We start from the raw sequence: 1336 nt of genomic DNA, 5'->3' as shown, positions 1-1336 counted from the left end.
GATTACTATAGTCCTTGCAAGTTTTGATGATACTTTTTGCAATACATAGTGTCTTTTTCCAGGCAGGCATAAAGGACTTTGATGATTTTGTTACGTACGGCATTGATTGCTTGTTTATGGCTTCGGCCATTTGCTCTTAGTCGGCGATATAGTTGATTGAACAGGTTGTCTCCCTGGATCAAGCTCATGGCTCCTTGATGGAAGGCTGTTTTTAAGCTCCTGCTCGCGGATCGACTAGCTCTGAACCGCTGGCGAAGGGTTGTTCCACTCTGTCGTTCATGAGGGCTTATGCCAGCGTAGCTAGCACACTTTCTGGCTGAGGGGATGCGCTCAAACAAGCCGGTAATGACCAGGATAGCAATTGAGTTTTTGGGACCAATACCAGGGACTGATCGAGCCACAGCAATTTTACGCTGGATAGTCTGATCCGCTTCAGCGATACAGGCTTCAATCTGCTGTTCGATCAGTTTCAGCTGCTGCTGCATTTGTTGAAGATGATCTTGAAAAATTGCTGCCGTTCGCTCCTCGATTGGTATTAAGCTGAACTGCTGCATTTCCTGGAACATCGTTTTACTCCGCTGGGCATTGCGCAGGATATGCTGGCGCACTTTGGCTAAGTGCTTCATTTTGAGCTGGAATTTGGTGGGCATCTCATACAACTTGGCTTTATCAGCAAAGCGCCGAGTGTATTCAGCAATACCTCGAGCATCCACTTGGTCGTTCTTTTCTCGCTGTCTGCCCATTGACCGATTGAGTTGAAAGGCATCTTCTAGCCAAAGAGGAAAATGAAGTTCTACGGATGCTCGGCACAAAGGATGAGCATACTGTCCAGTGTTCTCTGCTCCATGTAAAATCATCCCTTCAACTATGGAAAATTGGGTGTGGAGCTTTTTCACTAGCGAAAAAATCGCACTACTTGAGTTTGTGATCTGCCCCTCTTTGATCACCCTACTGTGTTGATCTTGTAGACAGTAGTTGAGGGTAAGCTTACTGATGTCCCAGCCGCAGAAATACTGATAGGTCATATCTTTGATTAAGTTATTGTCTTGCAACACAGAATAGTCTGCTCACTTCCTTTACTTCCAGGCTTTCAAGCCTACATTACTATCCGAGTTGGACGATTCTTAAACTGGCATGAGGTGGCAAATCAGAGCACGGACTTTTAAGTCCAGAGGTGTCGGCGCCGTACCTCAGCCAGTGTTGAAAGACGGTTAACGATACGTAAGTAACGATGGCAGCTCCACAGACGATGAGGGCTGCCATCGTCATTTACGCATCTATCCAATTTGAATGTGAGTCAAAAGGAGACAGAGCCAAACTTAAAGGAGGTGTCGCG

Annotated in this window: 1 protein-coding gene; it reads right to left on the bottom strand. The window is 46.3% G+C overall.

The annotated features are described in order from the left end of the window. Positions 1-5 precede the first annotated feature (5 nt). Positions 6-1025, bottom strand: a complete 1020-nt coding sequence (locus E1J53_RS23795; RefSeq protein ID WP_134274848.1) for an IS110 family transposase — start codon at positions 1023-1025, stop codon at positions 6-8. Positions 1026-1336: the final 311 nt, after the last annotated feature.

It is taken from the genome of Lewinella sp. W8, assembly GCF_004375085.3.
GTDB lineage: Bacteria > Bacteroidota > Bacteroidia > Chitinophagales > Saprospiraceae > Neolewinella.
This window is presented reverse-complemented; position numbering and strand designations above follow the sequence as displayed.

Bases quoted from the DNA above. Each gene is read 5' to 3' on its own strand.
- E1J53_RS23795 (WP_134274848.1), bottom strand. From the start codon at position 1,025: ATGACCTATCAGTATTTCTGCGGCTGGGACATCAGTAAGCTTACCCTC.